Source organism: Candidatus Krumholzibacteriota bacterium (assembly GCA_034520215.1).
Taxonomy (GTDB): domain Bacteria; phylum Krumholzibacteriota; class Krumholzibacteriia; order Krumholzibacteriales; family WJIX01; genus JAGHBT01.
Genome location: JAXHNR010000001.1, coordinates 1 through 24,959 on the forward strand (window position 1 = coordinate 1; position 24,959 = coordinate 24,959).

Here is a 24,959-nt window from a genome sequence, read left to right on the forward strand (position 1 = left end):
CCGTATCCGCCCGCTTATGTGGTCTACGCAGCGGGAACTCTGACGCCGACAAGGTTTCCAAAGTTTTCGCCTGCCGAGGTAGTAGTCACATACGCCCACGCAAAGGTGAATACTACCTCCTCGACCGAATGACGAAGGCATGTCCGAACAAGGTTATCTTCCCCGTTCCCAACGCGGTGTCGAAGGGGATGCTGGAGTTATTCCCACCGTCGAGGGAAACGGCGCTCGTCGGTCCCACCGCCGAGGAAGTGCGGGAGTAAAGACGACCTGTCCACTACCTCGGACAAACTGAAGCAGATCTTCGATTCAGCCAGACAGATGGTTCCGAAGATTTCCACAGGAGATGTAATTACCGCCTTCTCCGGCCTACGACCGCAAACAGCCCTGCCGGACGGAGATCTTCTACATCGCGGCAAGCAGAAAGATTCCGCGCTTTATTCATGTGGCCGGCATTCGGTCGCCGGGCCTCACCGCTCTCTCCCGCCATTGCCGAAGTATGTGAAGGATATTCTCAAGACAGAGGGACTCGTACTGAAAAGAACGAACCGACTACGATCCAAAAGTCGATGATGTGCCCCGAATCAGAAACAAGTCTGTCTACGAAATCGACGAACTCATCCAGGAAAATCCACACGACGGTAACACCCCCTGCCGCTGAAAACGTCTCGGAAGCCGAAATCATCGTAGGCAATACGCCGAGGCCACGAGACGCTCGATGGCATCAAATTTTTCTACCCGCGCCCAAATGGGTCGTTGTCAGGGAGGATTTTGTACCGGCAAGATTATCAACATACTCATGAGGGAAACCGGAAAAAGCTACGGGGAAGTGACGAAACGCGGTCCGAAGAGCCCGGTACTGCGGGGAGAATGATGCAGAGAATTAGGGAATAGGATACATTGGTCATCGGAGGAGGTGCAGCTGGGCTCGCAGCGACACACACCATCCACGATAAGGGATACCGTGTTGCTTTAGCCGAACGGGACGTCGAACTCGGAGGTGTCCTGCTGCAGCGCATTCGCATACGGTTTTCCGGGCTACAGGAGTTCAACGAAGAGCTCACCGGCCCCTGAATATGCGCGAGCGATGGACCGAAGCGGTGATGTCCACCGATGTAAGGAAGCATGGACCGGTACCACCATCATGGAAATTCACCATTCCGATGGGGGAAGAAGGAGTGTATAGGCTATGGGGCAAGCAGACGTAACTGAACCAAGGCCTGCAAAAAACTGTACGTATTGCTGTAAAGGCAGCTGATGAAGAATCTCGGACCGCTTAATGATGTTCCCGCTCCGGATGTTATGACGAGCCCACAGCACATGCTGTGGATGCTGGACGAATTCGAAACAGTCAGGGGTAAAAAGCTGCCCGGTTTCATAACGGGAAAACCGGTTGGAATGGGAGGATCTCTGGGGAGAACAGAGGCTACAGGATATGGAGTAATATTCAACGTCAGGGAGGCGCTCAAGGAGCTGGGTATACCGCCCGCAGACACAACGGCAAGTTTTCAGGGATTCGGCAATGTGGCTCAATACGCCATTGAACTCTACACCAAGATATGGGGCAAGGTGATATGCGTTTCCTGCTGGGATCAGCAGGACCAAACCTCTTACAGTTACAAAAAGAGCGGCGGCATAGATCTTGAGGAGCTTCTGGGGATCACCGACCGTTTCGGCGGTATCGACAGGGAGAAGGCGCAGGAACTCGGTTACGAAGTGCTTCCCGGGGATGCCTGGATCGAACAGGATGTGGATATTCTGGTGCCGGCTGCGCTTGAGAATCAGATTACAGCTGACAACGTAGGGAAAATAAGTGAAAAGGTAAAGATCATCGCGGAGGGTGCCAACGGTCCTACCGCCCCCGATGCAGATAAGGAGATAGCCGAACGGGGTATCTTTATGATTCCGGATCTTCTGGCCAACGCCGGGGGGGTTACCTGCAGTTATTTCGAACAGGTACAGTGCAATATGAACTACTTCTGGGAGAAGGATGAGGTAATAGGTAAACTGGACGCCCAGATAACCAGCGCGTTCGAAGCGGTTAATGAAATGAGAAAATCCAGAGATCTCTACGCTCGGGAAGCCGCTTATGTTATAGCTGTAGGAAGAGTTGCCGAAGCCTGTGCGGAGCGCGGCTGGGTCTGAGTCGTTATGTAGGGCGAGACGGGAAGTTTAACCTCTTTTTCAGCTTAGAGGATCTCACTGATGGGGATGAAAAATTACAGCCCGCATCGTGGCCTGCTGGTGCCGTTTGACCGGGATTTCTTTTCCAGTGATCATAGATTCACATATATTGGGAGAGGTGAACTGGGCGGCAAGGCCCATGGCCTGGCAGAGATGAAGGGTATCATAGATTCCGAGTTAGGCGGAAGGTTCGCCCCGGATCTGAATGCTTATATCCCCACACTGACTGTAATAACAACGGAATATTTCGATCTCTTCATGAAGGAGAACGATCTCTATTCCATAGCGTATTCCGACAAGAGGGATGATCTGATAGCTCATGCCTTTCAGAGAGCCCACCTTCCGGTAAGGTTGGTGGGGGATCTAAGGGCGCTGGTACATGAGGTTCATACGCCGTTGGCTGTGAGGTCTTCCAGTATGCTCGAGGATGCCATGTTCGAGCCCTTCGCCAGTGTCTACGGCACCAAGATGATACCGAATAATCAGCCCGGAGTGGACAAAAGGTTCAGTAAACTCGTAGAAGCGGTTAAATATGTTTATGCATCCACCTTCTTCGGGGCGGCCAGAAACTACATGAAAGCCACCCATCACACCACCAGGGACGAGAAGATGGCTGTGATTATTCAGGAGGTGGTCGGATCGAAGTTCGGAGAGAGGTTCTATCCGAATATCTCGGGAGTTGTAAGGTCTTATAATTTCTATCCAACCGGAAACGCTTCCCCTGAAGACGGTGTGGCGGATCTGGCGCTGGGGCTCGGAAGAACCATAGTAGACGAAGGGATGGCCTGGTCTTACTCTCCGGCTTATCCTAAAGCGGGCGCGCCGTTTAACTCCATAAACGACATGCTGAAGAATACCCAGACAGAGTTCTGGGCTGTGAATATGAAAGGCCCCGCCGCTTACGATCCCCTGAACGAGACCGAGTATATGAATAAATACGATTTGACAGACGGCGAATATGACGGAACTCTGAAGAATATCGCCTCCACACTGGATTCTCAGGACGGCAAAATCGTTATGGGGACAGGACGCAAGGGTCCCCGGATTATAGATTTCGCCCCGATTCTGAAGGCTGGAATCATACCCCTCAATGACCTTCTCAAGACACTTCTCAAGGCCTGCGAGGACAGTCTTGGAGTAATGGTGGAGATAGAATTCGCCGTCCGGATGGACATAAAAAGAGGAAAACCCGCCGAGTTCGGATTTCTCCAGATCAGGCCGATGGTGGTCTCGGAGTCCACAGTGGAGCTGGATGAAAATGAAATGAGGGGGGAAAAGGTTCTTCTGTCATCAGAGACGGTGCTGGGAAACGGAACTATTGATTCCATAAGGGATATAGTCTATGTCGACCCGGAAAAATTCGATGTCAGGAAAACAGAGAAGATAGCCGAAGAAATGGATGCTCTTAACCGGTCGTTGGTCAAGGCGGGGAGGGAATACATTCTTGTTGGATTCGGAAGGTGGGGCACTTCCGATCCTTCAGGCGGAATTCCGGTGAAATTTGACCAGATATCAGGCGCAAAGGTGATTGTTGAGGCTTCTCTTCCCGGACTCAGCTTCCCCCTGAGCCAAGGTTCTCATTTCTTTCACAATGTTACCAGTTTCAAGATCTTCTATTTCTCCCTGGAGCACAGGGAAGAATCAGGTATTGACTGGGAATGGCTGCGGAACAATAATATTATAGAAGAGACCGAGCATTTGAAGCACGTCGAAACCTCCTCGCCTCTGCGGGTAAAAGTCGACGGTAGAAAGAGCATGGGAGTCGTGTTGCATGGATGACAAGAAGAATATTTCGGATAACCTGATCCAGTCCTTCCGTGAACGGGAAAAGGAGCTGAAATGCCTCTACAGGATCGAGGAGATCCTTAAAAAATCCGGAAAGGAAAAGCAGCAGGTTTACGACGAAATTATAGAAGCTATTCCGTGGGGCTGGCAGTACCCCCAGTACTGTATGGCAAGGATTACCATCGGCACCGATGTTTACCAGCCTCCGGGTTTTGAGGAAACCCCCTGGGTACTGGAAGCAGATATCATGGTTCAGCAGAAGAAGGCTGGAGAGGTTGCGGTATACTATACCAGGGAGGTGTCCGGGGAGGACCAGGGCCACTTTCTCAAACATGAAAAGAGACTCCTCGAAGCGATAGCGGACAGGCTGGGCAGTCATATCCTTTACATGCAGCTTGAGGAAGCTCCTGACGGTGAAGTCAGCCGCGAACAGAAGGATGAATCCAGACAATGGCAGGTTATCCTTAATCTTCTCAGACACACTGACAGGAATCTGCACGCAACCCTCTGCGAGAAGATGCTGAATCATCTGAACTGGAGCGGTATTGCTGAAGTGGAGGAGATAGAATCGGGTTGTCTCGGAAAGAACCGGACAATGGACAATGAATTGAGCGGTGAAGTAAATCAGCCCGGAGAGAGACAGAAGATCGATTTATGCGATGAGACATGTGATAAGATATTCCGTGTCGCCGCCAAGCACTTCACCGACAGCAGGATACTTAATTACCTTCAGAAGTGGATAGCTGACGATAAGCTCAAATTCCTTGCCCACGTTGCCAACAGGAACCTGACGTTGCCTGAGGTGATATCAGCTGTCAGGCGCTACCGCGATATTGCCGGCGAGGGGGTGGAACTGTCCAATGTGGCGAAAAAAGGGGTGGTAGTTTCTCTGATAAGGAAGTTCTTCTCCAGCCAGCTGAATTATATAAGAATTGCCAAGAATTACTTTTCCATCGAAGATTTTTTCAAGATTATAGACAGCATAATTTACACCAAGGACAGCCGGGGAAGACTGGGCGGCAAGAGCGCTGGACTTTTTCTGGCTGAGAATATTATAAGGAAGTCAAAAGATTCAAAGGATCTCTTTAAGGAAATAAAGACGCCTAAAAGCTGGTATATTACCTCTGATGTTCTACTGGGATTTCTGAAGTACAATAACCTGGATGAAATCATGGAGCAGAAGTACAAGGATATAAGACAGGTGCGTATGGAGTACCTTTACGTGGTAAGAACATTCAAGAACGGAAGTTTCCCTCCGGAGATAGTTCAGATGCTCTCGATGGCCCTGGATGAATTCGATGAAAAGCCCTTGATAGTGAGATCTTCCAGTCTTCTGGAAGACAGCCTGGGGGCGGCCTTCTCGGGTAAGTACAAAAGTCTGTTCCTGGCCAACCAGGGCAGTAAGAGGCAGCGGCTGGAGGACCTGATGGACGCCATCGCGGAGGTGTATTCTTCCACTTTCGGGCCTGATCCGATACAGTACAGGGCGGAGAGGAACCTTCTCGACTTCAACGAAGAGATGGGGATAATCATACAGGAGGTAGTGGGAAACAGGATAGGGGATTATTTCCTTCCCGCTTTTGCCGGCGTGGCTTTCAGCAGGAACGATTTCAGATGGTCGCCCAGAATCAAGAGGGAAGATGGATTGATGCGGATGGTCCCCGGGCTGGGAACCAGGGCAGTGGACAGGATAAGTGAGGATTACCCGGTACTGGTGGCCCCCGGACAGCCCTCGCTGAAGGTGAACGCTACCCCGGATGAAGTGGTTTACTACTCTCCCAGAAAACTCGATCTGATTAACCTCCGGACTAAATCTTTCGAGACGGTGGATATTAAGGAGCTGCTGAAAAAGCATGGGCGGGAGCTTCCTCTGTTCAGCAAGATGGTATCCAGATATGAGGAAGGCCATCTGAAGACTCCTCTGGCGATGAATATCGATTTTGAGAAGGATGACCTGTTGGTTACTTTCGACGGTATGATAAAGAAGACCAGATTGGTCGAGCAGATGGACGGGGTACTTCGAATGCTCTCAGACAAGCTCGAGACATCCGTGGATGTGGAGTTCGCCCATGACGGAGAGGATCTCTACCTTCTGCAGTGCAGGCCGCAGAGTTTCTCTGAGGACAGTGCTCCGGCGGCGATTCCGAAGGATATCTCCGAAGAGAGAATGCTCTTTTCCGCTCACCGCTATATTTCCAACGGGCTGGTTCCGGACCTGACACACATCGTCTACGTCGACCCCGAGAAGTATTCACAGCTTTCCAGCAGGGAAGAGATGGCAGAGGTGGGAAGGGCTGTCGGCGAATTGAATAAGGTGCTTCCCAAGCGCGGGTTCATACTGATGGGGCCGGGAAGGTGGGGAAGCCGCGGTGATATAAAGATGGGTGTCAGCGTGACTTATTCCGACATAAACAACACCGCCGTTCTTACTGAGATAGCAAGAAAAAAGGGCAACTATATGCCCGATCTGTCATTCGGGACTCACTTTTTCCAGGACCTGGTGGAAGGGCAGATTCGGTATCTACCCCTTTACCCTGACGAAGAAGAGAACGTCTTTAATGAACGCTTTCTTCTTGGCTCCAGGAATATTTTGTCTGAAATCGTTCCTCAATATTCGCATCTGGGAGATGTAATAAAACTGATCGATCTGCCCGAAGTAACTGACGGGCTCATCCTGAGGGTTCTAATGAATGCCGAACTCAACGAGGCGGTCGGTATACTCGCGGAACCGGATAAGAAGCAGATAAGGGAAGGGGTTCAGGTGGAGGACCATGATCTGCCCGCGGAGAAGCACTGGCTGTGGAGGTTGAGAATGGCGAAGCATATAGCTTCCGAGGTCGACCCGGAGCGTTTCGGTGTAGAGGGATTCTATGTTTTCGGAAGTACAAAGAACGCCACGGCAGGCCTGAACAGCGATATAGATGTCCTTATACATTTCAGGGGCACAGAGAACCAGCGCGAGGAGCTTAAGCTTTGGCTGGAAGGTTGGAGCCTGTGTCTGGATGAGATAAACTATCTGAGGACCGGTTACCGTACGGGGGGCTTGCTGGATGTTCATATAGTCACCGACGAGGATATAGAGAATAAGAACAGCTACGCGGTCAAGATAGGCGCTGTTACAGACCCGGCCAGGGAAATTCCTCTGAAAAAGAAGAAGAACAAATAGTTCAGATCAGCTCACGTTCAACATTATCGATGTCGGCCAGGTCAAACCTGACCAGGGCAAGTTCGGGTCCGTCGTGAGCTGCCGTTACCGCCAGGGTTTTTCCGATCCGTTCCCGCCAGCAGCCTGTAATTCGAGCTGATTCATGAATGTGTCCGTGCATGGTCATCAGGGGCTGCCTCTTTTCTATGAATCTTTGAATCGCAATGCTTCCGACATGTACATCCAGGGGGGTGTGATCTATCCTGACTCCGTCGAGATCGGCCCTGTCGATGTTTGTCTTATAGGGAGGCGAATGGAACAGGAAGATCGCGTTATCCATATCATGTCCTTCGGTAAGTTTCTCAAGGTCCTCTTTAATAGTACCGTACTTGAGATCGTTCTTATCCATGGAGAAGCTGTGGCTCCCTTCTTCAGGAGATATACATCCTATATCAACGAATCGGGAGACATCATACCGTTCCCAGTCTTTAAGCCTGAAGGGGGTGGGAGGAACAAAGGAATATCCGAATACCTGCCAGCGGGCAGCCTTCGCCCTGCGGCCGTGAATGTAATCAATAAGCCCTTCTTCTGATGCTTCTATCAATGAATTTTCTTCGTGCCTGCCGTCGTCGTTCCCCAGAATAACAAAAACACGCGGGTATGAATCGCCGAGCCCGTCACGAAGTTTGGCCAGTTCACCGAGAAAGTAACCGCGTAGAAATCTCTCTCCGGAGAACTGCGGCGGATCTATCGGAGGAAGAATATCCCCGCCGACAAACAAAAACCCCGGTTTTTCCTCCGCCACAGCCCTAAACAGCTTTGTGAACCTGGGGGTCTTGCCGTGAAGGTCGGAGACGAAGAATGATCTGGTATTCTGTTCAATACTCATAAAGAACCTTCCTGCCGGTATATGCCGGACACGTTACAATATAACGAATACCCCCGCTGTGGCAATATATAACCCCATGTGGAGTTCCCCCAATTTTTATAACCTATAAGGTAGTCGATGATTTGTAACAGTATGCGGCTGATTGATATTTTCAAAATCGTGGTCAATTCCCCCGGCGAGTGAATTGCCACTCCCGCCTCGGGCTCGCTCTTTCTGCCCCTTCGGGCCAGAAATCCTTGCCCGCTCGCCCTCCGGAGGGTTTTGAAAATATCAATCAGCCGCACTCATCAGCAATGAAAGCCCTATTCCACTTACCAATCCTGATAACTGATTGTATCTCGCAATGTTATTACAATACTTGCCGAATTTTCAGAGGGAACTCCAAATAACCCCATTTCTCTAATAGCTGTATTTGCTGTAATCTTTCTATCGGGGGCCGATTACCAGCCTGCCGGGAAAATCCAACGCTCTTCCCGATAAGCATTTTTCAGGTGAATTGCCCTGCCACCCGCGTCTTAAGTGTCTGTTCATGTCCGCTTTTACTGCCGATGTGGTAGAAAGCCGCTGGATGCTGGATGAACACGCGCTCTTCATCTATAAACTGTATACAGCAAATGAGTTATCAGCAAAGATAGTGGAGACTCTGAGCGTGTCGGAGTAAGCGTTTCTGAAGATTCAATATCTAAAAAAAAATAATGGTATCTTGATATTTTAAGCGATTGCCTCTACTATATATCTGTAGTAAGTATCCGCGCCCGACTTGCCGAAAACTCTAAGCAAACTGAAGGGGGTATAGCCATCGGTTTTCGTTTTATAAAGCGTAAACGTATAGCACCCGGGCTGACTCTGAATCTAAGCAAAAGGGGCGGTTCGGTCTCTGTGGGGCCCAGGGGGGCCAGGGTGTCCGCGGGAACTTCTGGCACCCGTAAAACGGTAGGCGTTCCCGGAACGGGATTATACTATACAGAGCGTAAAAAGCGCGGAAGTTCAAAGAAGCGTAAACGGTCATCCGGTTCACGCTCATCCTCTTCAGAGGTTTATTCACCCCGCCGGGTTCCGGTTGAGAAGAGAGTTACACTCGGGTTTTTTAAGAGGTTGTTTACCCCTCAGGACGAGGAGGATTTTGTTGACGGCCTCAAAGCATTTGTTGAAAAGGATGAAGATAGAGCTCTTGAATTATTCTACAAGTCGATGCATATAGCAGACTCCGCTTTTATGGCTGGATTTATTGCCCTTAAGCGGAAGCGCTTCCCGGACGCAGTTTCAGCTTTTCTCGCCGCTGATAAACTGCATAATAATTTAGGACGCTACTTTGATAAATACGGAATTTCTCTCTTTCTCACCATGTCTATTACAGATGAAATTACCGCCCATATCGCTCCGAAGCGAAGGGGGCTTTTCCTCGGGCTTGTCGAGGCATACCAGGAGCTTAAAGAATATGATAAAGCTGTAAAAACCCTTTTGAAACTCCGCAATCTGGCCCCGGACGACGTGCTTGTAAAGGTCTCTCTGGCCGAGCTCTCTCTTGAGGCCGATCCGGGTGACCATAGGGCATGCCGGGAGATAGTAAAAATGGCATCTGATGTAGAGAATGAATCTGACATTCACGCCGCGCTTCTGCTTTACAAAGGAAAGGCACTTAAGACTATGGGGCTTTTAACAGCAGCCAGAGATGCCCTGACGAAAGCTGCCCGGCGGAAAAAAGACAGAAGCAAAACTCTGCTTAAAGCCATTCGTTATGAACGGGCTCTGGTTTACGGCAAACTCGGAAGAAAGTCGAGGGCGCGGGCTGAATTTGAGAAATTATACGCGGAAGATCCGTCTTATGAGGATGTCGCCGCCAGGTTGAAGGTATAAAAACAGCAATTCTTTACATTCGGAATAAAGGAGAAAATCATGGCTGAAGATCCTATTATGCTTCTTGAAAAGATAAGAGATTATGGCGGGAAGAGGATCACCGGCGGATTGGACGATGACGCAATCCGTAAGTTCTGTGAAAGGGACGAAAAGCTGCCGCTGGCAATTAAGCGGGCGGTAAGCGAGCATAAGCGTCTCCGCGGTGAGTTTGAGAAAGAACTTTCCATGCCTGAAGAAGAGCTTTGCAAATTACTTCAATCGGAGTTCGTTAATTTTTATAAATCAGAGACCAGAAATCCATTTGTAGCTATAAGCGCCGCGGGGCCGTGGATAGTGACCAGCCACGGCGCGGTTATACACGATTCAGCCGGTTACGGCATGCTGGGTATGGGCCATTCGTCGCCGGAACTGCTCGAATCGATGGCAAAGCCCTGGGTGATGGCGAATGTTATGACTCCCCAATTCAGCCAGAAACGATTTACCAATCGCCTGAAAAAGGAAATCGGGCATACACGCGGGGAATGCCCCTACAGCCGTTTCATATGCATGAACAGCGGATCTGAATCGGTGAGTGTCGCTTCCCGCATTTCTGATATTAACGCCCTTCTGGAGACCTCTGAGGGTGCGCCTCATGAGGGCAGAACGATAAAGCAGCTGGCGGTAGAGGAAGGCTTCCACGGGCGCACATACAGAGCCGCGGCCGTTTCCGATTCATGTATGGACGCCTATAAAGAACATCTCGCTTCTTTTCAAAAGGGACAAACTCTTGTAACCGTACCCCTCAACGATTGTGAAGCGCTTAAAGAGGCTTTTGCGCGGGCGGAGAAAGAGAATGTTTTCTTTGAAGCTATGTACATTGAACCTGTCATGGGTGAGGGTGAGCCCGGAAAGGCGGTTTCCAGAGAGTTTTACGACCTCGCCAGGAAACTCACTCTTGAAAGCGGCTCGATGTTTATAGTCGATTCTGTTCAGGCGGCCTTAAGGGTACAGGGTTGTCTGAGTATTGTGGACTACCCCGGGTTTGAAGGCTGCGAAGCCCCCGATTGCGAGACCTATTCAAAAGCTCTTAACGCCGGGCAATATCCGTTGTCTGTTCTGGGTTTGAATAAGAAGTTCGCCGATATATACACACCCGGCGTGTATGGAAATACCATGACTACAAACCCGAGGGCGCTCGAAGTAGGATGCGCTGTACTCGATGATATTACAGACCGTCTGCGGGTCAACATACGTGAAAAAGGTGAAGAACTTTACGAAAAGTTAGAAAAACTGGCCGCGGAATTTCCTGAAGCGATAATCTCGGTAACTGGCACAGGTTTGATAGTCAGCGCCGAATTAAATCCGGACAGGTACCAGGTAGTGGGTGAAAAAGGATTCGAATATTACCTGCGTATCCACGGTATTGGAATGATACACGGCGGGCACAATGGAATAAGATTTACTCCGCATTTTAACATTACATCAGAGGAAATAGATCTTATCATCAAAGCTGTAAGGGACGGACTGAAGGAGCTGGGGTAGGGTAGGCTTTCAGAGGGGTATTCTTAAAAGTTTCCTTGACCTCTTTCGCCGCCCCGCGGAAATGTCTCACGCGGCGATTTTGTTGTGATGAACGATTATTCCTGTAAAGTGTTATTATAAATTCTCGTGACAAAAAAATGAAGTAACAGCTTCTTATAAAAACCTGCCGGGAGTTTGTTTTTACCGGCCGGGCAGCGTAACGGGACGAAAGAATGGCCGCTGTGGGAATTTCTATTGAGAGTTTGTTATGTCAGGGCTTACCGACGGAACCTGACCCTGATGCCGGTACGGTCCTGGTAACAGGAGCAAGCGGATACATAGGCGGCAGGCTGGTCCCTGAGCTCACGGCGCGGGGATATAATGTTCGTGTGATGGTCAGGGGGTATCCCTCTGAATATAAAGCTCTTTGGCCCGAATGCGAAGTTGTTGTCGCGGACGCTCTTGATATGGACGCTTTAAGACGCGCTCTTGAAGGAGTGTCAGTAGCGTATTATTTGATTCATTCCATGCTTCTGGGCCGTGAGGAATTTGCCGAAGCGGATATCAGGGCGGCCTGTAATTTCAGGAAAGCGGCTGAGGAAAGAAATATCAGGAGAATAATATATCTCGGGGGTCTTGGCGATGTGGCTAAGGGTCTCTCGAAACATCTCAGAAGCAGGATTGAAGTTTCAGAAGAACTGTGTTCCGGAAATGTGAAGGTTACAGTGCTTCGGGCCGCTGTGATAATAGGTTCCGGCAGTGCTTCCTATGAAATTATGGGGAATCTTGTAAAAAAGCTGCCGATTATTCCTGAGCCGCGGGCGGCGAAAAGTCTCTGCCAGCCTATTTCAATAAGGGATATAGTGAAATATCTCGTAGCTGTTCTTGAAATAGAAGAGACATCGGGAAAGATGTTTGACGTTGGAGGCCGTGAGGTTATGAGTTATTCAGAGATGCTGGAAAAGACTGCCGCTGTTCTAGGTGTAAAAAGGGTTTTTGTACCGGCATCTTTTTTTAGCACAGGGGCTTATTCATATATAACGAGTCTCCTCACACCCGTTCCGGGGCCGATTACGAGATGCCTTATGGAGGGATTGAAGAATGATGTTGTCTGCAGAGAAAACAAGATAAAAGAGTATGTGGATTTTGTCATGGTGGGGTTTGAAGAAGCTATAGAGAGAGCAATTGCCAAAGAAAAAAAGGACAGAGTGAAGACAAGATGGTCCAACGCGTATTACCCTTCTAGGAAGTTCCTGCCGAAACTCGGCGATTTGAAAGAAGCTCCCCAATATAAGGCTTTTGCTTCACTTGTTACCGGGAAGGAGGCGGCGAAACTTTTCGGTTCAATCTGCGCGGTCGGGGGGCCTGAAGGATGGTTCCACGGTAACTGGTTATGGCGGCTCAGGGGCGCGATTGACAGAATAATACTCGGTGTCGGCACGTCGAGGGGAAGGCGTAAAATGTCTCATTTGAAGGTCAACGATGTTGTGGATTTCTGGCGTGTCGAGGATCTTCAGGTAAACAGAAGGCTTCTTCTGAGATCCGAGTTGAAGCTTCCCGGAAATGCCTGGCTGGAATTTAATATCTTAGAGAAGGAAGAGTCCAGAGAGTTGTCAATAACGGCATGGTATTATACCGGATCTGTTTTCGGAAAACTCTACTGGTATTTTTTTCTGCCCTTTCATCATTTTATCTTCAAAGGGCTTATAGAGCAGATTGAAAAAAGAAGCTGAAGGATTCCAATTTCAAGCAGATCACAAGAAGTGTGACTCTGAAAAGGGGAACACAACTAGCGAGGGTGATATTGAAGGAAGCGAAAGCTCTTCTTCCCGAATCTGTTCCGCGGCAGGGAGTTCGGCTTATAGGTGTGGGGCTTTTGAATCTTCAGCAGGCGGGTAGGGGAGAGCAGATCTCTCTGTTCGAAGAAGGGGCCCTCGGCCCCGGATCGCTTCTCGAATGATCACCCTTAAATTCTTTAATCCCTTTTTATCGGAGGATATTCCCTGAGCAGTCTTTCTACCGATTCGGCGATATCCTCCGCGCTGTTTTCCCTTCCGTGAAATACACTGGAGGCCCAGCCCCGCCATACGAGCTGTTTGTTTCCCGCGTCGACAAAATCAAGGATTAAAGTCCCTTCTTTATATTTACGCACACTTACCGGCCGGTTATGAAAACGTCTCCATCCGCCGTATCCGTAGCGTGTCACGTCAACCTTTCTCTTCGTTCCGATGTAATAGGTAATGAGAAGATCGGCTGTCGAGCGCCCGGCCTTTATGAATCCCATTTTGGCCATTTCCCTCTCAACCGCTGAATGAACGTGTTTTCTTATCAGCTGGTCCTTCATCAGTCTGTTCCGGGGTTTTATCTTATTCTCGGGTATCCATCTGTACGTTTTGTAGAGGGAGAAGTCCGCGCCACGGTCAAAATCTGTTTTTACGCGTATCGTGGAACAGCTGGATAAAAAGAGCAGAACAACAGCTGCGGGTATAAGGAATTTTTTCATTTTATTTCCTCTCCGTATCTTTAATAAATATTACCTTCACTCTCTGCTGACCGTTGAGAATTGTCTGAAGAGTTCTTTTCAACTATCAGTGTACCCCCATGACCGTATACGGCTCAAGTGATATTGTTCTTTACATCGGAGGTTTTTTTTGATATAGCGGGGTTATAAAATCTATTTCGAAAGATCTTTCAGCTTCTCTAAAAAGCTTGTTTTAAGGGAAGAGATGTCATGACAAGAAGTATAATTGGTATATTCAGGCAAACGGTTATGATCACGGGATTTGTATTCGTGATGATGCTTTTGCTCGAATATCTCAATGTTCTTACGAGCGGGGTCTGGCGGAAAATCTTATCTTCCAACAAGTGGGGGCAGTATCTGGTGGCGGCTCTTCTGGGAGTAATTCCCGGCTGTCTGGGCGCGTTTGCCGTCGTCGCGATGTATTCCCACGGATTTATCAGTCTGGGCGCCGTTGTGGCGGCTATGATAGCGACAAGCGGTGATGAGGCTTTTCTGATGCTGACGATGATCCCCTCTCAGGCTCTTATAATCAGCGGACTGCTTTTCGCAATTGGGATTATAGCCGGGGTTTTAACCGATTTTTCCCTCGGGAAACGCGGGATTTCCGGCAAAGATGAATACTGCGAGCTCGAAGTTCATGAAGACTACGGCACCTGCTGCTCATTTTCAGCCGGGCGCACTACAAAGGTTTGGAAGAACTGTTCGCTTGCCAGGGCGGTTCTCGCGCTGCTTTTAGTTTTGATAATAGCTGCTGTTGTGACGGGACATATAGGCCCGGGCGAATGGAATTGGATCAGAGTAACTGTTCTGATTGTTTCAGCCGGAGCGCTTTTTGTTGTCTCTACGGTAACGGATCATTTTCTGCAGGAGCATCTCTGGGAGCATATAGCAAAAAGACATCTCCCGAAAATTTTCCTCTGGGCTTTCGGCACCCTTCTTCTGATATTTATTCTGAGGGAGTATCTGGATCTTGGAATAAGCGGACACTCAGGATGGGGGAGATGGATCTTTCTTCTGGTTGCCTGTCTGGCGGGGCTGATACCGCAATCCGGCCCCCACCTTGTTTTTCTCACCCTGTATGTGAGCGGCACACTCCCCTTGAGTATCCTTCTGGCGAATTCTATTGTTCAGGACGGTCACGGGATGCTTCCCATGCTCGCTGAATCCAGAAAGGCCTTTTTTCTGGTAAAAGCTGTTAACATTCTAGTAGGGCTGCTTGTAGGAGCAGCCGCTTTGGCGGCCGGGTTTTAAGCTCAGCCGCATTAAATAACGTTGATGGATTCATTCCAGTTGTTTTCCCCTGTAACTAATTCTCAATCCACAATTTAGTGGATTCATTGCTGAACTTTTGGGGAATGTCATGCAAATATGTGAATACCCCGGAATTTGACCGTTCCTCGAGGTTGGCGGTTTAAAAGAAATTTTAATAACAGTTTTATTGTCTACCCCCTTGACCGTAAATACAACTTGCTATAATCTACTATTACTTAAATAACTGCCGATAGAATGAGATTTATAAGACAGGAGGTTCAGTTTGCAAAGAAATGGATGGATAAAGTATTTTTCCTTCGCGGCCCTGCTGGGGTTGATTCTTCTTTCAGCCCCCGCGCATTTGCAGGCCTCGCGGGAAAGTGATCTTCCGCCGGGAGATACGCCCCCGCCGGATCTGTTTTCGCGCCTGGAAAGGGCCGGAACCGCAGAGGATCACGATGGAGCAGCCAGTGTTATAGTATACGATTACTCGAGAAACAGCGTGAAACCATCCGGGGTTACCTATGTTGATAAATACCTTATTTACAAGGTTTTGAGTTCCGCTGGATGCCGGAACAGATCGGTGCTCAACTGGAAATACGATCCAAGGAGCAGTCACGTTGAGGTCCGTGAGGTGAACATCGTAAGAGACGGTAAGCGGATTCCGGTTGATGTTTCACGCGTGCGTGATCTTCCGGCTCCGCAGTCTATGATATACTGGAAGGACCGCGTCAAGACCCTTCAGCTTCCAAGACTTAGGATAAATGACGGCATTGAAATCAGAACATTCCGCAAGGGGTTTACATACGCTTTGCTCGGGCACGCTGAGAATGAAGCGCCTGCAGGAGCGGGAAGTGATACCGCATCCACTGTGGAAGGGGACGAAAAGTATATTCCCCCTATGCCCGGGGAGTACTTCGATATAGTGCTCTTCTCCGCCTCGAAACCTGTTATAGAGAAGAAGTACGTATTGAGTCTTCCGCCGGATAAGAGGCTTCACTCTGAAATATACAACGGACCCCTTTATTCCAGCACTACATATAATGATGACTGCACGGAGTACGCCTGGTGGGGGCTGAACCTGCCTTCGAGAACTCACGAACCCGCCCAGCCGGCCCCGAGCGACTATGCGCCCAAGGTTGTTATGGCGACTGTTAAAGACTGGGAGACAAAGAGCCGCTGGTTTTTTGACGTTAATCGGGGACAGTTTGATGTTACAGGGGCGATCAGAGAGAAAGTGGATGAGATATTCAGAAAAGCTGATATTGAAGACGCATCCGAAGAACGGAAAGCAAAGGCTCTTCTTCACTGGGTTGCTCAGAATATTCGTTACAGCGGACAGACTATGGGTGAGGGAGAGGGGTTTACCCTTCATCCTGGTTCCATGATATTCGATCAGCGAAGCGGTGTATGCAAGGATATCGCGGGAATGTTGATTACTATGATGCGGGCGGCTGGGATGGATAGTTACGCGGCGATGACGATGGCTGGAAGCCGTATAGAGAAAGTCCCCGCCGATCAGTTCAATCACTGCGTTTGCGCACTGAGGGGAGAGGACGGATCTTTCGAAATGTACGATCCGACATGGGTGCCGTTTAACAACGATATATGGTCGCTTCTGGAGGCGGAACAGGACTATCTAATTGGAACTCCGGGCGGGGAAACTCTTGACAGAATTGCCTACAGCCCCCCGGAAGAATCTCCGCTCAAGATTGTTCACAACGCCAAACTGCGCCGTGACGGCTCGCTGGAGGGTACGTTCGAGCTGTCGGGATCCGGAGCGCTTGACAGCAGGTTGCGCCGGATTATATCAGGAAGCCGCAAATCGGAACTTGACTTGACAGTGGCGGGACTTATCGTTCCAATAAGCAGCAGGGTGGAAAGGATCGAATATGAGTTTCTTAAGCCGGATGACTTCAGCTCGGATATGTGGGTTAAAATAGATTACCGCATCCCTCGTTTCGCGCTTCGCGTAGCGGGAGGGTACGAGTTTAAAAGTCCACTAATGAAAGTCGTTCTCAATAACGCCCGGCTTTTCCGGGCGGCTTCAGTTAATCTGGATGAACGAAGAGAAACAGATCTCTTCCTGTATTACACTCAGCTCATCGATGGAACAGAAAGAATCAGAATGCCGAGAGGCTACGAAACTGCCGATCTTCCCTCGTCTGAAGAGATAGACCGCACATACGCCTACTTTAAAGGTTCCAGCAGGGAGGACGGCGCCGACCTTGTGATCAATCACCGCGCCGAGATACGAAGGCGGCAGATTCCGCCAGACGGTTACGGCGGATTCCGCGAAGCGCTTGAGGAGGCAAAGTTATGGGGCGAAGAAATCTTCCGTATTGAGAAGGGAGGCAACTAATGAAAGCTTTAAGGACAAGCGGTCTGGTCACTTCTCATTTAGTCATTATGCTTCTTTTATCGATCCCCGTTTTTGCAGGACAGATGGGTGTCTCTGAGGGGCACGATCTTGACAGGTTATGGGCGAGGGCGGAAAAAGAGCTCGACCCTTCCGGCGAAGATGCTGTTCTGCTTCTGGAGAGCAGGCATATTTCTATTCTCGAAAACGGATTAAAGCGCGCGCGGGTACATAGCGTTGTATGGATAGGGACCGACCGCGGCGTGCGGGAATACGCCGATCTGCGGATTCCCTATAACACTGCTTCTTCGAGTTTAAAAGTAATAAAACTGAGAACGTGGCGTGACGATAAATGGTGGCCGGATGAGAAGGAGATAAGCTCCACCGCGGTCGTAAAAACACTTCCGTTCGGACTAACCGGAGCGGATGATTATACAGATATGCGCGAGGTGATGCTTCTCCACGACGGCGTTGAGATTCCCTGTATTATCGAGACGGTATATGAGATAGAAGAGCCGCGCGGATCGGAAAAGGGTTGTGAAGGGTTGTGGGTATTCCCCCGGAATGACCCGGCAGCTCTGGTAGAATACAGTGTTTCAGTTCCGGAAGAGGGGGTTTTTAATTTTTCGGGCGGAAACGGCGCCCCTGAACCCGAAATGATCTCAGGCAGCGGAGAAGCTAAAACATATATCTGGAGAATGGAAATGACAGGCAGTCTCGGACTGCCCCGTATATCTGATTCCGCTGATTATTATCCCTATGTAGTATGGTCAACTTGGAAGAGCTGGAATGAGCTTGGCAAGAAGGTTCTTTCGAGCTTTGACAGCGCGGCCGGATTGACTGAGGAGCTTACGGACACTCTGGCTGAGAGAACAGAATACGAGCCGAGTTCAGCCGCGAAAGCCCTAGCCGCGGTTGAACTTGTAGGTGAAAAGACCCGCGGCATTCATTACGACTCCAGCTTCTGGTTTCTATCCCCGCGTCCCGCGAAGCGCACCTGGGAAACCGCATACGGCCACTCTCTTGACAGGGCTGTTCTTGCCGCGGCGCTTATGCGTAAAGCCGGGCTGAATGCTCAGCCGGTGTACCGTTCGAAGGGTTTTCGCCCGATTGATACCGGCGTTCCGGGACTTTCCAGGTTTAAGAGGATTGGACTCTATGTGACAGGCGGCGATTTTCAGGCCTTTTACGAGCCGTATGAGGGAAAGCTGTACGAAGGATCCGGCAAATTCACGGGCCGGGTTGTCTTTGAGCCGGCGAGCGGAGAACTTCCGGGAATGCGGAAGGTTATGTGTGATTCCCAGACTGTTAGCGGATTGGATTTGGTTCTTACCATCAAACCAGGTGACGGCGGAAACTGGACGGGCAAAGGAGAATACAGGGCGGAAGGTTTGTTCAGTCCCTATGATGAAATGACAGGATCGGGTTTCGAAGCTCTGAATTTTTTAAGAAATACGGTCAGCTCTATGCTCGAGGGGGCAAAGGTGAGTGGTTTTAATCCCCGGATTTTTACGCCCTCGCTTGTCAGTACGGCCTTTGAGTTTGAGTTGGAAAGCAGAGATCAGGACCGGCATGGACGAGAGCGGTTTATAATCGGAGATCCCGAGGGAAGTATACTCAACAAACTTTCATCGGGGATATATCTTTACCAGGAGAGCAGGACTTCACCTGTTCTCCTGCGGGGAAAGTTTAAACAGCGAATCTGTCTCAGGATTAAAACGGGCGGCAGGGAAATTGTCCGTCTGCCCAAAGAGAGGGAGATAGACAATGAAGCGGGGCATTATTCTCTCAGCGCGGGAAATAAAGACGGCTGGATTACTGTCAGCCGCGAACTGATATTAAAAGTGAAGACAGTATCTGGTGAACTCTGGCCTGAGCTGAAGGCGCTGCTGATCGAGGAGGAAGATCCGGCGGGCAGAACTGTTATGATAAGGTAAATCCGCGTGGTCGCCGCGTGTCGGGGTTTTGATGTCACGCCGGAACACAGAGGGAGTGAATTACGTTGAGCGGAGAGGTCTTTAAATACGGACGCGAACAGCTCTCGGCCGCGAAAGCGCTCGGGATTGCCGAAGGCGGCATAAAGGGGATACTTACTGAAAAGGCCGCGGGACAGATAGAGAGAGGAAAAAATACCGTTGAGGCAATCTTAAAAGAAGGGAAAACGGTTTACGGTATAAATACGGGGTTCGGCCCCCTTTGTACGACAAAAATATCTGCCGAACAGACGAATCAACTACAGTATAATATTCTGAGAAGCCACAGTGTGGGTGTCGGAGAAAAAGTGCCGGACAGGATAGCTAAGCTGTCGCTTATTCTCAAAGCTCACTCGTTCGCGCTTGGCTATTCGGGCGTGTCCATTAGAACGGTTGAGAGGATACTGTGGCATATCGAAAATGATATTATTCCCGTTGTCCCCTCTCAGGGTTCTGTCGGAGCGTCGGGCGATTTAGCGCCCCTCGCTCACACCTTTCTGCCCCTGATAGGTCTAGGTAAAGTCAGGTATAAAGGGGTTGAATACGATTCGGGGGACATTCTTCTAAAATTAGGCAAGAAACCCCTGCAGCTCGGCCCGAAAGAAGGGCTGGCACTGATAAACGGCACGCAGTTTATAACGGCATTCAGCGCGGCGGCTGTCGACAGGTTTAAGAACTGTCTGGACAACGCGGACATAATAGGCGCGATGACATTAGAAGCCCTGCTCGGCTCAACCTCCCCCTTTACCGAAGAACTTCACCGCCTGCGCCCCTACCCGGGAACCAGATATGTAGCCCGCAGGCTGAAGGCCCTTCTGGAGGGATCTGAAATGGTCAAGTCCCATTTAGACTGCGCGAGAGTTCAGGATCCCTATTCGCTTCGGTGTATGCCGCAGGTGCACGGCGCCTCAAGAAACGCCTGGCTTCATCTGAAAGAAACGGTAGAGATAGAGCTGAATTCCGTTACCGATAATCCGGTTATTCTAGAGGGGAATAAAGCTTTAAGCGGCGGCAACTTTCACGGTCAACCCATCGCTCTTCCTCTTGACTATGCCGCCGTGGCCGTAAGTGAGCTGGGAAATATTTCTGACAGAAGAACATATCTTCTTCTCGAAGGAGGTTACGAGGGTTTGCCGAAATTGCTCATGAGGGATATCGGCATTAACTCAGGTTTTATGATGGCGCAGTATACATCCGCCGCTCTTGTTTCCGAAAACAAGGGTTTGTGCTTTCCCGCGAGCGCTGACAGCATCCCCACATCTCTGGGACAAGAGGACCATGTAAGTATGGGATCTATAAGCGCCAGGAAATTAAACAGAATAATTGATAATCTCGAGAACATTCTGGCGGTTGAATTGCTCTCCAGCGCTCAGGCATTTGATTTCAGAAGACCCCTTAAGTCGAGCAAGATCCTTGAATCGTGCCATAAATATATAAGGAGATTTATCAGGCATGCTGAGAGAGACAGGATATTCGGAGAAGATTTGAATATTGCCAGGAACATTATAGTGGATGGGAAATTGGCGGAGATCTCGCGCGAAGCGGCGGAAAAAGAGAACATTCTTCTGTTAAATGACGAAGAGAAGATATTTGAAGACTATTAAAAGGGGCGGGTGATTAGAGTCGCGCCCCCTTGAGCTTGTTAAATAGATTATAGTTTGTGCCGGTTGAATAAAGATCAGCTTTTAGAAACCTTCTTTGAAGCTGTTCTTACGAGCACGGCGCACAGTATTGCGAATATAATTACGCTGAACCAGCTTTTATCAGTGAGCCCTCCAAGTATCCCGGGGCCGAAAGCCAGCATCTTATCCAAATCAAATCCGGTAAGTATAGCAAAGAGAAGCCCGCCGAGCGCTCCTCCGGCTATAAGCCCGCTGCTGAAAAGCATTCCGGAACCGGACTCCTCGCCTGCTTCTTTGCCCCGGCCGGAGAATTTGTCGACACCCCACTTGAGGGCTCCCCCGACGAAGATCGGGGCGGTGATCGAAAGGGGCAGATATACGCCAACGGCAAACGCCAAAGCGTTCACTCCGCACAGCTCCATGCCGATCGTCAGGGATATACCCATAAGGATAAGTATCCACGGAAGACGCCGGTTTAAGACTCCGTCTATAACAGTCGCCATAAGGCGGGCTTGAGGCGCGGGAAGTTTCGAAGAGCCGATTCCCGCTTCCTGCCTTATCACGTGAGAGGGATCTTCTTTTTCGACGAAAAACTTTTCTCCCGTACCCGGACTGCCGTAGACATTGAATTTTATTCCGTCGCGCTCGATCACTCTCTCGAGCGACGCACTTTCCGGAATGGTGAAGTAGGGATCTGTGATAGTCTCTTCTACGGTAAAGGCGTTGTTAAGGGTTATGAGTGTTACGCCAACGAGGAAGATAGAGGTGAAAGCACCGATTATATATCCATATTCCTGTTTTTTTGGAGTACATCCGATGAGATAGCTTGTTTTGAGGGCCTGCGCGACATTTCCCGCGTTTGACGCGCAGATACATACTACCGAGCCGATCATCAGGGCCACAGCGGTGTAAACTCCGCCCGACCAGCCGACAGCCAGAAAAAGCAGAGAAGTAACCATCAGGGTCGCGATTGTCATTCCTGAAGTCGGGTTCGATGAAACTCCTATTTCGCCCACAAGTCTTGATGATACCGTGGCGAAGAAGAAACCGAAGATTATAATAAGTATAGTCGCTATGAAATTTCCGAAAAGGTGCCCGGGATGAATTATAAAAGTAAGAAGCATAAGGATCAGTATAAAAGCCAGACCGATACCGACAATAACGAATGTAATCGGCAGATCCCGCGATATTCTGCTTATCGATTCTCCGCCCCTTTTTACCCCTCGCAGCTCGGCTATGGAATCTTTGAACGAGTAAATGATCGTCGGAAGAGCCTTGATTAGATTTATTATTCCTCCGGCTACAACCGCCCCTGCCCCTATGTACCTCACGTATTTGCTCCACAGGATCGAATAATTTGTCACATCTCCCAGAGTTTTTGTAATTATTGTTCCGCTTCTGCTTATTTCAATTGGAATTGACGCGCCGAAGAATTTGATCAAAGGTATTAAAAGCATCCAGGAAATGAACCCTCCGGCCACCATGATTCCGGCGATTCTAGGTCCTATGATGTATCCTACGCCCAGAAGTTCGGGAGAAACCTCGCAGTTCAGAGTGGCGCCGTTGTAGAATTTCGGATTCCATACGGGGGTTTCTTTCCAGAAGCGCCCGGTGGTCATCAGCAGTTTGTAAACGATGCCTATCCCCGCTCCCCAGAATACGGATTTAGCGTGCGACCCCCCTTTGTCTTTACTCTTGATAACTTCGGCGCAGGCTATACCCTCCGGATAGGGAAGAATGCCGTGTTCATGTTCGATAAGATAGCGTCTCAGGGGAATAAGAAAGAATATTCCGAGAGAACCGCCTGCCAGAGCGACAATAAAGGTTTTTGTTATATCGAGCTGGAATCCGAGAAAAATCAGCGCGGGAAGTGTGAATATAACTCCAGCGGCGATCGATTCGCCCGCCGCTCCGGTGGTTTGCACGGTCGCGAGCTCGAGCACGTTGACCTTCTGCTTGAATCCCGAGAAGAACGCGATTGCTATAATCGCTATCGGGATGTTTACGGCAACTGTAAGGCCGGCTTTGAGGCCTAGGTATACTGTGACAGCGCTGAACAAAAGTCCCAGTACAACTCCGAGCAGTACAGCCCGCAATGTAAATTCAGGTAAATTTTTATCCGCGGGGATGTAGGGTTTAAATTCCTGTTGTTTTTCATTCATTCTATTCCTCTTTCCTGGGTGACAATAACTTTCAGGGTTCATATTTACTTACTTATAGAAATAGCGTCAACATATTTTTAAGTCGGAGTTTCACAAATTTTTTATTAATCGGCCGGCAAACAGCCTCAAAAGGAAAGAACGAGTCCGAGGCTCAGAGCGCGCAGACTTGCTCGGCCGCCGGGGAAACTCCAGTTCATATTACAGGAGTTCCCCCGAAAATTCGGCAAGTATTGTAATAACATTGCGAGATACAATCAGTTATCAGGATTGGTAAGTGGAATAGGGTTTTCATTGCTGATGAGTGCGGCTGATTGATATTTTCAAAACCCTCCGGAGGGCGAGCGGGCAAGGATTTCTGGCCCGAAGGGGCAGAAAGAGCGAGCCCGAGGCGCAGAGCCAGCGGTTTCCTCGGCCGGCGAGAAACCGACCACGATTTTGAAAATATCAATCAGCCGCATACTGTTACAAATCATCGACTACCTTATAGGTTATAAAAATTGGGGAAACTCCACTTCATATTAAGATTGAATTTAATCAGCTTAAGAGTTACGATAGGATTTGGTTATTCTATTTTGAGAGGTGTAAGATAGTGTCATTCGAGGAAAACTTAAAAGATACTCAGGAAAGAATAGAAAGGGCCGCTCAAGAAGCCGGGCGTGATCCTTCTGAAATAACTATAGTTGCCGTTACCAAGACTCACGGACCGGAGGTTGTTGAAGAAGCGGTATCAGCGGGACTTTTTGATATCGGTGAAAACAAGGTTCAGGAATTTCTCGAAAAATCGAAAAATGTGTCGGCAAACTGCAAGTGGCATTTTATCGGTCACCTGCAGAGGAACAAGGTCAAAAAGATTATCGGACGATTTGAATTGATACATGGAGTTGATTCACTCAGACTCGCGAGGCGCATAAGCAATCTAAGCCTCGAAGAGGGAATCGTTTCGGATATATTGATTCAAGTCAATACGAGTGGTGAAAAATCTAAATTCGGAATTGAATCTGATGAAGTCGAGGAGTTCTGCGGGAAGGCTTCAGGGCTTGAGGGAATAAAAGTGAGAGGTCTTATGACAATGGCGCCCTGGGTGGATGACACCTCTGTTATAGCAAATACATTCAGAGGGCTTCGCATTTTGAGTGAAAAGCTCCGGAGACAGGATATGGAAAATATCTCGATGGAGCATCTGTCTATGGGTATGACTGATGATTTTGAGATTGCCGTTGCCGAAGGATCTACTATTTTACGGCTTGGAAGAGTTCTTTTCGGCCCGAGAAATGTGTAAAACCGCTCCCTCTTCCGGCAAAAAAATTGCCGGAAATTGTATAAAGCGGCAATTTCTCGCCGGGCCGGGCGAAAAACTGAATTATCAGTAAGGCCGCAAAAGCTTGAATAGTTATGAATTATGGATTATTTTGTAAAAAGTCCGTCTGGATTAATAATTGCCTTCCTGAATGTATGCACGTTTATGCTGCTGATTTATATATTGCTTCAGATCCTGGAGGAAAAACAAAGGGGGAAGGTTTTTGCTATACTCGACAGAATTTTTTCTCCGATCCTTACGCCCCTTCGAAGGTTCTTGCAGGCTGGAAGGATCGATTGGGCGGCAGTCGGGGTAATAATAATTCTGCAGTTGGCAGCTTTTATTATTAAGAAATGGCAGTATTAATAGACCGGTTGTTTTACCGGGTTTGGCGAAATGGAAAATAAAAACCAGAAA

At 49.2% G+C, this 24,959-nt stretch carries 20 protein-coding genes; 15 read left to right on the forward strand and 5 right to left on the reverse strand.

Going from position 1 to position 24,959, the window contains the following annotated elements; all coding sequences use genetic code 11:
* A partial coding sequence (locus tag U5O15_00005; protein MDZ7859045.1) for a hypothetical protein occupies positions 1–260 on the forward strand: 260 nt, incomplete at its 5' end.
* 251 nt (positions 261–511) lie between these two features.
* On the opposite strand, the gene U5O15_00010 is transcribed toward U5O15_00005, so the two are convergent.
* Positions 512–682, reverse strand: a complete 171-nt coding sequence (locus U5O15_00010; GenBank protein ID MDZ7859046.1) for a hypothetical protein — start codon at positions 680–682, stop codon at positions 512–514.
* Between the two features lie 215 nt (positions 683–897).
* Here U5O15_00010 and U5O15_00015 point away from each other — a divergent pair, with 215 nt between their 5' ends.
* The 4 genes from U5O15_00015 to U5O15_00030 all read left to right on the forward strand — a co-directional run bounded on the left by U5O15_00015 (position 898) and on the right by U5O15_00030 (position 7,132).
* Positions 898–1,071, forward strand: coding sequence for an NAD(P)-binding protein (locus U5O15_00015; protein ID MDZ7859047.1), 174 nt, complete (start codon positions 898–900; stop codon positions 1,069–1,071).
* Positions 1,072–1,254: 183 nt separating this feature from the next.
* Positions 1,255–2,142 (forward strand): Glu/Leu/Phe/Val dehydrogenase, encoded by an 888-nt coding sequence (locus U5O15_00020; GenBank protein MDZ7859048.1) that lies wholly within the window; start codon positions 1,255–1,257, stop codon positions 2,140–2,142.
* 60 nt (positions 2,143–2,202) lie between these two features.
* Positions 2,203–3,960 carry a PEP/pyruvate-binding domain-containing protein gene (locus U5O15_00025; protein ID MDZ7859049.1) on the forward strand — a complete coding sequence of 586 codons (1,758 nt, stop codon included), beginning with the start codon at positions 2,203–2,205 and terminating at the stop codon, positions 3,958–3,960.
* Entirely contained in the window at positions 3,953–7,132 is a 3,180-nt protein-coding gene (locus U5O15_00030) for a PEP/pyruvate-binding domain-containing protein (GenBank protein ID MDZ7859050.1), read from the forward strand. Before U5O15_00025 ends, U5O15_00030 begins: the two co-directional genes overlap by 8 nt.
* Position 7,133: 1 nt before the next feature.
* Here the strand turns inward: U5O15_00030 and U5O15_00035 are convergent, their stop codons facing one another.
* Positions 7,134–8,000: a metallophosphoesterase gene (locus U5O15_00035; GenBank protein ID MDZ7859051.1), complete on the reverse strand. Its 867-nt coding sequence runs from the start codon at positions 7,998–8,000 to the stop codon at positions 7,134–7,136.
* A 426-nt stretch (positions 8,001–8,426) separates the two neighbouring features.
* Complete coding sequence (locus U5O15_00040) at positions 8,427–8,594, reverse strand: hypothetical protein (protein ID MDZ7859052.1); 168 nt, start codon at positions 8,592–8,594, stop codon at positions 8,427–8,429.
* A 219-nt stretch (positions 8,595–8,813) separates the two neighbouring features.
* Between U5O15_00040 and U5O15_00045 the strand changes: the two genes are divergently transcribed.
* The 4 genes from U5O15_00045 (at position 8,814) to U5O15_00060 (ending at position 13,317) form a co-directional block, all read left to right on the forward strand.
* The gene (locus U5O15_00045) at positions 8,814–9,857 is read left to right on the forward strand and encodes a DUF4236 domain-containing protein (GenBank protein ID MDZ7859053.1); all 1,044 of its coding nucleotides are present in this window, start codon (positions 8,814–8,816) and stop codon (positions 9,855–9,857) included.
* A 39-nt stretch (positions 9,858–9,896) separates the two neighbouring features.
* Positions 9,897–11,378: an aminotransferase class III-fold pyridoxal phosphate-dependent enzyme gene (locus U5O15_00050; protein ID MDZ7859054.1), complete on the forward strand. Its 1,482-nt coding sequence runs from the start codon at positions 9,897–9,899 to the stop codon at positions 11,376–11,378.
* 212 nt (positions 11,379–11,590) lie between these two features.
* Positions 11,591–13,090, forward strand: coding sequence for an SDR family oxidoreductase (locus U5O15_00055; protein ID MDZ7859055.1), 1,500 nt, complete (start codon positions 11,591–11,593; stop codon positions 13,088–13,090).
* 32 nt (positions 13,091–13,122) lie between these two features.
* Positions 13,123–13,317: a hypothetical protein gene (locus tag U5O15_00060; GenBank protein ID MDZ7859056.1), complete on the forward strand. Its 195-nt coding sequence runs from the start codon at positions 13,123–13,125 to the stop codon at positions 13,315–13,317.
* 15 nt (positions 13,318–13,332) lie between these two features.
* Here the strand turns inward: U5O15_00060 and U5O15_00065 are convergent, their stop codons facing one another.
* Positions 13,333–13,860, reverse strand: coding sequence for a DUF4136 domain-containing protein (locus tag U5O15_00065; GenBank protein MDZ7859057.1), 528 nt, complete (start codon positions 13,858–13,860; stop codon positions 13,333–13,335).
* A 228-nt stretch (positions 13,861–14,088) separates the two neighbouring features.
* Here U5O15_00065 and U5O15_00070 point away from each other — a divergent pair, with 228 nt between their 5' ends.
* From U5O15_00070 to hutH, 4 genes are all read left to right on the forward strand, one after another.
* A complete protein-coding gene (locus tag U5O15_00070; protein ID MDZ7859058.1) occupies positions 14,089–15,129 on the forward strand; it encodes a putative manganese transporter in 1,041 nt (346 codons plus the stop codon).
* Positions 15,130–15,412: 283 nt separating this feature from the next.
* Positions 15,413–17,491 carry a DUF3857 domain-containing protein gene (locus U5O15_00075; protein MDZ7859059.1) on the forward strand — a complete coding sequence of 693 codons (2,079 nt, stop codon included), beginning with the start codon at positions 15,413–15,415 and terminating at the stop codon, positions 17,489–17,491.
* A complete protein-coding gene (locus U5O15_00080; protein MDZ7859060.1) occupies positions 17,491–19,425 on the forward strand; it encodes a DUF3857 domain-containing protein in 1,935 nt (644 codons plus the stop codon). Before U5O15_00075 ends, U5O15_00080 begins: the two co-directional genes overlap by 1 nt.
* Positions 19,426–19,484: 59 nt before the next feature.
* Complete coding sequence (gene hutH / locus U5O15_00085) at positions 19,485–21,065, forward strand: histidine ammonia-lyase (protein MDZ7859061.1); 1,581 nt, start codon at positions 19,485–19,487, stop codon at positions 21,063–21,065.
* 74 nt (positions 21,066–21,139) lie between these two features.
* On the opposite strand, the gene U5O15_00090 is transcribed toward hutH, so the two are convergent.
* The gene (locus U5O15_00090; protein ID MDZ7859062.1) at positions 21,140–23,245 is read right to left on the reverse strand and encodes an oligopeptide transporter, OPT family; all 2,106 of its coding nucleotides are present in this window, start codon (positions 23,243–23,245) and stop codon (positions 21,140–21,142) included.
* A 589-nt stretch (positions 23,246–23,834) separates the two neighbouring features.
* On the opposite strand from U5O15_00090, the gene U5O15_00095 reads away from it, so the two are divergent.
* Together U5O15_00095 and U5O15_00100 are read left to right on the forward strand one after the other, a co-directional pair.
* The gene (locus tag U5O15_00095) at positions 23,835–24,524 is read left to right on the forward strand and encodes a YggS family pyridoxal phosphate-dependent enzyme (GenBank protein MDZ7859063.1); all 690 of its coding nucleotides are present in this window, start codon (positions 23,835–23,837) and stop codon (positions 24,522–24,524) included.
* 120 nt (positions 24,525–24,644) lie between these two features.
* A complete protein-coding gene (locus U5O15_00100; protein MDZ7859064.1) occupies positions 24,645–24,908 on the forward strand; it encodes a YggT family protein in 264 nt (87 codons plus the stop codon).
* Positions 24,909–24,959 lie beyond the last annotated feature (51 nt).